9 protein-coding genes are annotated in these 6,000 nt (G+C 36.8%); 6 read left to right on the top strand and 3 right to left on the bottom strand.

Annotated elements, in window-relative coordinates; genetic code table 11:
• The first annotated feature begins 11 nt into the window (after positions 1-11).
• The 3 genes from ABIQ28_RS00130 (at position 12) to ABIQ28_RS00120 (ending at position 2,107) form a co-directional block, all read left to right on the top strand.
• Complete coding sequence (locus ABIQ28_RS00130) at positions 12-179, top strand: RimK/LysX family protein (protein ID WP_348034717.1); 168 nt, start codon at positions 12-14, stop codon at positions 177-179.
• A gap of 72 nt (positions 180-251) precedes the next feature.
• A complete protein-coding gene (gene rimK, locus ABIQ28_RS00125; protein ID WP_348034715.1) occupies positions 252-1,124 on the top strand; it encodes a 30S ribosomal protein S6--L-glutamate ligase in 873 nt (290 codons plus the stop codon).
• 8 nt (positions 1,125-1,132) lie between these two features.
• On the top strand, positions 1,133-2,107 hold the full coding sequence (locus tag ABIQ28_RS00120) for a succinylglutamate desuccinylase/aspartoacylase family protein (protein ID WP_348034714.1): 975 nt from the start codon (positions 1,133-1,135) through the stop codon (positions 2,105-2,107).
• Here ABIQ28_RS00120 and ABIQ28_RS00115 read toward each other — a convergent pair.
• Both ABIQ28_RS00115 and ABIQ28_RS00110 read right to left on the bottom strand, forming a co-directional pair.
• Positions 2,104-2,385, bottom strand: coding sequence for a type II toxin-antitoxin system RelE/ParE family toxin (locus ABIQ28_RS00115; protein ID WP_348034713.1), 282 nt, complete (start codon positions 2,383-2,385; stop codon positions 2,104-2,106). The two genes, ABIQ28_RS00120 and ABIQ28_RS00115, sit on opposite strands and share 4 nt — an antisense overlap.
• Positions 2,375-2,602, bottom strand: coding sequence for a hypothetical protein (locus ABIQ28_RS00110; protein ID WP_348034712.1), 228 nt, complete (start codon positions 2,600-2,602; stop codon positions 2,375-2,377). Before ABIQ28_RS00110 ends, ABIQ28_RS00115 begins: the two co-directional genes overlap by 11 nt.
• Positions 2,603-2,678: 76 nt before the next feature.
• Between ABIQ28_RS00110 and ABIQ28_RS00105 the strand changes: the two genes are divergently transcribed.
• From ABIQ28_RS00105 to ABIQ28_RS00095, 3 genes are all read left to right on the top strand, one after another.
• Positions 2,679-3,242, top strand: coding sequence for a 5-formyltetrahydrofolate cyclo-ligase (locus ABIQ28_RS00105; RefSeq protein WP_348034711.1), 564 nt, complete (start codon positions 2,679-2,681; stop codon positions 3,240-3,242).
• Positions 3,243-3,329: 87 nt separating this feature from the next.
• Positions 3,330-4,778 carry a PAS domain-containing protein gene (locus ABIQ28_RS00100; protein WP_348034710.1) on the top strand — a complete coding sequence of 483 codons (1,449 nt, stop codon included), beginning with the start codon at positions 3,330-3,332 and terminating at the stop codon, positions 4,776-4,778.
• 2 nt (positions 4,779-4,780) lie between these two features.
• Complete coding sequence (locus ABIQ28_RS00095) at positions 4,781-5,191, top strand: response regulator (protein ID WP_348034709.1); 411 nt, start codon at positions 4,781-4,783, stop codon at positions 5,189-5,191.
• A gap of 80 nt (positions 5,192-5,271) precedes the next feature.
• Here ABIQ28_RS00095 and ABIQ28_RS00090 read toward each other — a convergent pair whose 3' ends face one another.
• The gene (locus ABIQ28_RS00090; RefSeq protein WP_348034716.1) at positions 5,272-5,931 is read right to left on the bottom strand and encodes a lipoprotein signal peptidase; all 660 of its coding nucleotides are present in this window, start codon (positions 5,929-5,931) and stop codon (positions 5,272-5,274) included.
• Positions 5,932-6,000 lie beyond the last annotated feature (69 nt).

Here is a 6,000-nt window from a genome sequence, read left to right as displayed (position 1 = left end):
AACGATACAAGATTAAGACACAAATTATTTTATTCGACAAAAAATATAATATTTCACTGACGTTGAGTACACGGGAAGATATGAGATTCCCCGTTTTGATAGGTCGAAAGTTTATATCCAAAAAATTCATAGTAGATGTTACTCAAAAAGACTTATCTTATAACAACAAAAATAAATAAGCATTGGGCGAACACTTTTACCCAATCACACTAATTTTTCATACACCCAAACTTTAAAGCAAAACGAGCTCAATGAACATTATTATATTATCCCGAAACCCTCATCTATATTCTACCCAACGCTTAGTAGAAGCTGCCAGACAACGCAAGCATCACTGTGAAGTGATCGACCCTTTGAAATGTGACATTATTATTGAAAAAAAGAATCCTGCCATTTTATATAAAGGCCGTCTTATAGAAAACATCGATGCTATAATTCCGCGCATTGGTGCTTCGGTTACCTTTTATGGAACTGCAGTAGTACGTCAGTTTGAAATGATGAAGGTGTTTTCAGTGGTGGAATCTCAGGCTTTGGTAAGATCTCGAGACAAACTGAGAAGTCTTCAAGTCCTTTCACGCGCTGGATTGGGAATGCCAAAAACTGTTTTTTCAAATTATACAAAAGACGCTTCTGAAGTCATTGCTTCTGTAGGTGGTGCGCCATTGGTCATCAAACTTTTAGAGGGCACGCAAGGTTTAGGGGTTGTTTTAGCAGAAACCAACAATGCCGCAGAATCGGTCATTGAGGCTTTTCACGGGTTGCAAGCTCGTGTAATTATTCAAGAGTTTATCAAGGAAGCCAAAGGTGCAGATATCCGAGCGTTTATTGTGGATGGAAATATTGTAGGTGCCATGAAACGTCAAGGAAAAGAAGGCGAGTTTCGTTCTAACCTTCACAGAGGCGGTACTGCAGAAATCATCCAACTTACAGATGAAGAGGAAAATGCTGCTTTAAAAGCTGCAAAAGTATTAGGCTTAGGTGTTTGTGGTGTGGACATGTTGCAATCGTCACGTGGCCCTTTAATTTTAGAAGTTAATTCTTCGCCAGGCCTTGAAGGCATTGAAGCTGCGACTAAAAAAGACATTGCAAAAAGCATCATCAGATATATTGAACGTAACGTTTAACCCTATTTATGCCTCAATTCAATAAAAACACGATCACTATTTTAGGTGAAGAGATTCCATTAGGCGCCTCGCGGGAAATCAATTTTAATATTGCAAAGCTCCACACCGGTACAAAAATAGAGATCCCCATTATTATTGAACGTGCCAAAATCCCTGGGCCAACTATTTTGTTTACGGCAGGTATTCATGGCGATGAAATCAATGGTGTGGATATCGTACGGCAACTTATCACAAGAAAAATTAACCGTCCAAAACGCGGCACTATTATTTGCATGCCGATTTTGAATATTTTTGGATTTTTAAACAGTACCCGCGCCTTCCCTGATGGTCGTGACCTGAATCGGATGTTTCCAGGATCGTCCAATGGGTCTTTGGCGAGCAGAGTGGCGCACAGGCTCATGCATGAGATTATCCCAGATGTGGACTTGATTATCGATTTCCATACAGGAGGCGCCAGCCGGTTTAATGCGGCGCAGATAAGGATTATTAAAGACCATCCGGAGTTGGATGAATTGGCACGAATTTTTGGCGCTCCGTTTGTGCTTTATTCGAATCATATTGCAAAATCGTTTAGAAATGCCTGTTATCAATTAGGGAAACCTATTTTACTTTATGAAGGCGGAAAATCGTTTTATGTAGATAATACCATTTCAAAAGTTGGCGTGGAAGGTGTCAAACGAATTTTGGCGCATTATGGCATGTTACACCACCGGATTGCCTGTTCAGCACCCAAAAGACCTACGGTATTTATTGAAGACAGCAAATGGATAAGAGCTCGACAATCAGGGATGTTTAAATCCATAGTAACTGTAAATACCAAGGTGAATGTTGATGATGTTTTGGGTCAAATTACGGATCCTTATGGTAAAATTTTTCACGAAGTAAAATCGACCATCGAAGGCTATATCATTAATGTGAATGAGGCCTCATTGGTGTATCAAGGCGATGCCTTATTTCATATTACGAAGCAGGTTAGAGCCTAAATATTTTCTTCATATTTAATTAAACCGAATACTTCTATCACTTTCTGTTCAGGCTTAATCCTGTAAACAATTGTATAACCTTTAAAAATGAGATCTCTAATATTTGAGTCATTAAAGTAAATAGATTTCTTATTCTTATAAGGCATATTAGACAGCATTTCAAGATTTGCAAGTAGATCGTTCTTAAATTTTCTGGCCGCCTGGGGTTTATCTGCAGTAATATATGCAATTTGTCTTGCAAGTTTTAAAGAGAAACTTTTTAGAATTTTAACTTGCATGTTTAGATAAAACCTTTTCTAACAGCATGTCAAGTTCATCAATAGACAAAAAATCCGATGACTCGGAATCTAAATCCTTCAACTGCTCGTCAAGATAAACTTTAGTAGAATGATATCCCTCATCGACAATTTGTACATCTTCAGGATTACATTTTTGAATTATCTCCAAAAAAGCATCATAAAATTCCTTACTGATTTTAAGCTTAATTATTTCCATAACTAATGGTTTTATATCAAATTTACAAAAGATTATGATATGATTATTAATACCTAGAAAATAGTATTTTTACAATATGACTAAATCAGAATTAAGACGACTCTATAAACAAAAACGACAGGAACTTTCCCCTGAGACGATTGAAACCTATAGTTTGGACATTTCCAATCAATTGCTACAACTACCCATTTGGAATGCTTCATTTTACCATATATTTTTAAGTATTACAGAACATAAAGAGGTCAATACGGACTATATCCTTAATATTTTATCTGGAAAAGATAAGAACATCGTCATTTCGAAAACTGATTTTGAAAGTTTAAAAATGATTCACTATCTGTTATTGGACACCACCGTCATCAAGAAAAATAGCTGGAACATTCCAGAACCTGTTGACGGGATTGAAGTCACTACTGATAAAATTGATGTGGTTTTTGTGCCGCTTTTAGCCTTCGACCAAAAAGGACATCGCATTGGTTACGGAAAAGGCTTTTATGATAAATTCTTATCCGAATGCCGACCAGAAACCTTGAAAATAGGACTCTCTTTTTTTGAAGCTGAAGATGAATTTAAAGAGGTTCACTCAGGCGATATCGCATTGGATTTTTGTGTGACTCCAAATAAGCATTATCGCTTTTAAAAAAACCGATTAAACGCACCTTTATACGTTAATTTGTGAAAAAGCACTACTTTTGAGCTTTGGATTTCCCCACCTATCCCATTTACCATGCAAAAAGAGCAAATATTCCCAGACGTCATCCTAAATCCTGATGTCGGCTATTGGCAAATAAATGACAATCAAATAAGCTGGTCCGCTTCCTTTCTTGATATCATTGGATGCTCTGCCCAGGATGTGCATATCGATTTAAACTATTTTCTCTATACGGTATTAGAAGCAGGACAGCGGGACATTTTCAGGTACAACTATTTCCGGTTATTAAAGGATGGCGAAGATTTTGAACAGTCCCTAACACTCAGATGCAAAAATGGGATCTTGAAGGAATTCAAATGCAAGTCAGCGCTCAAATTGTCGCAAAAAAACGGCTATTCCAATTCAAAGATTATTTCGTTTATACCTCTCAAGATAAAACCTGACGCTCACGTAAAAGATGATAACTTTTTTTACCGAGAAACTGCTGAAATGAACTCCACTGGAAGTTGGTATGTTGATTTTATAAAAAAGCGTACTTATTGGGACCAAGAAACCAGACGTATTTTCGAATATCCCGAAGATTACATTCCATCCTTTAAACATGCTGCGAGTTATATTGCCAAGGACCATTTAGAGCTTGCTCACCAATTGTTTCAGCAATGTGCAGCCCATGGCAAATCTTTCAAAACAGAAATAAAAGCGCTCACCGCCCACCAGCGTGAATTTTGGGTAAAGGCCATTGGCAAACCCGTCTATAATGACCAAAAAGAAATTGTCGGACTACGCGGTGTTTTTCAGGATATTGATGATAACAAACTCAAAGAACTCAGCCTTCAAAAAACCGCAGAAATCATTTCATCACAGAATAAACGACTTTTCAATTTCGCCCATATCGTTTCTCATAATTTGAGATCGCATACGAGCAATCTTTCACTCATTATGGAATTAATTGAAGAAACAACTGACGAAACTGAAAAAGAGGAACTCCTTGCGAGTATCAAAGACGTTTCTGAGAGTTTAAATTCAACCATAGAACATCTCAACGACGTGGTAACCATTCAAACGCGAACCGATCAAAATAAGGTCAAAGTCAATTTTCAGGATGCTTTGGATCTGGTGCTAAAATCGATTATCAGCCTCATTATTAAGAAAGACGTTACGATTCACTCAGATTTTAAGCAAGTCAAAAGCATCAATTACATCCCAGCTTATCTGGAAAGTATATTTTTGAATTTGATCACCAATGCTATAAAATACAGTCAACAAGACCGAACCGCCATTATAGCGATACGAACTTATATGGAAGACGGTAAAACCATTCTGGAGATCAGTGATAACGGCATGGGAATTGACCTTGAAAAATATGGCAAAAACCTTTTTGGAATGTATAAAACGTTTCATCGCAATGAAGATGCTGTTGGTATTGGCTTGTTCATCACAAAAAACCAAATAGAGTCCTTGAATGGCGAAATCTTTGTAGAAAGCATTTTGGACCATGGAACGACATTCAAAATACAATTTTAAACATGAAAAATACGACCTCCCTCGCTTGTATTATTGATGACGATAATCTTTATGTCAGACTTCTCAAAAAAATTATTTTAACCCGAAAATTGTGCGAAAACCTACTGGTGTTTAACGATGGCAGAGAAAGCATCGATTATTTTGAAACCTTGTTGCAAAATTTAAACGAAGATAAAATTCCAGATATTATTTTTATTGATCTCAATATGCCGATAATGGATGGATGGGAATTTATTGAGCGCTTTACAAAAATTGAAAAACTATTCAAGAAGGTCATTACCCTTTATATTGTAAGTTCTTCGATTGATCCTGCCGATATCAAACGCGCCAAATCCTTGTCAAACATAAAAGATTACTTGATTAAACCGACACATATCAAAGAGCTGGAAAATATTTTCAGACAAACTGCATAATTTAAATTCACCTGATATTCTTTGGAACTGAAGAGAAATATCGCATGTCCCTTTAGATTAATGCGCAAGTTACCTAAAAGCTATTCGTTTTCTTTAGTAGTAGCTTGGGCAATAGTCTCTTCCTCATGCTCATGAAAAGCTTTTTTATTGAAGACAATCAACATCCCGATTCCGGTACTAATTGCCATGTCGGCCACATTAAAAACGGGTTCAAAAAAAGTAAAATAATCCCCTCCAAAAAACGGAATCCAACTTGGCAAGACACCTTTCCAGATTGGGAAATGTAACATATCCACCACCCTCCCATGAAATACAGTATCATAGCCTATTTCAGGTAAAAACGTTGCAACTTGACTATAGCTGTCCGTAAATATGATGCCATAAAATACAGAGTCTATAATATTTCCCAAAGCACCAGAAAAGATCAGTGCAATGGCCACAATAAGAATTTTAGACCCCTTCTTTTTGACCGCATTTACCAACCAATAGCCAATACCAATGACGGCGACAATACGGAAAATAGTGAGTGCTAATTTTGCCGTCCTATCGGAAATGCCCGTTATGAAATCACTGAGTTTGGTGCCCCAAGCCATGCCATCATTTTCTACAAATAAGATGTGAAACCAATCAAAAACTTCAATTCTGTGGTGTAAAGAAAACTGGGTTTTAATATAAAATTTACTGATTTGGTCAATCAACAAAATGATGATGATTACTAGGATTGCTTTTTTTAGGGACATAACATTTCCCACGAAAGTGGGAATCTTTTTTAATGACGATTATAACTGAAATTCGTATTCAATCTAATA

Origin of the sequence: Gelidibacter sp. (genome assembly GCF_039916245.1) — a bacterium.
Taxonomy (GTDB): Bacteria; Bacteroidota; Bacteroidia; order Flavobacteriales; family Flavobacteriaceae; genus Gelidibacter.
The sequence above is the reverse complement of the archived record's forward strand: the minus strand, read 5'-3'. Positions and strand labels throughout refer to the sequence as shown.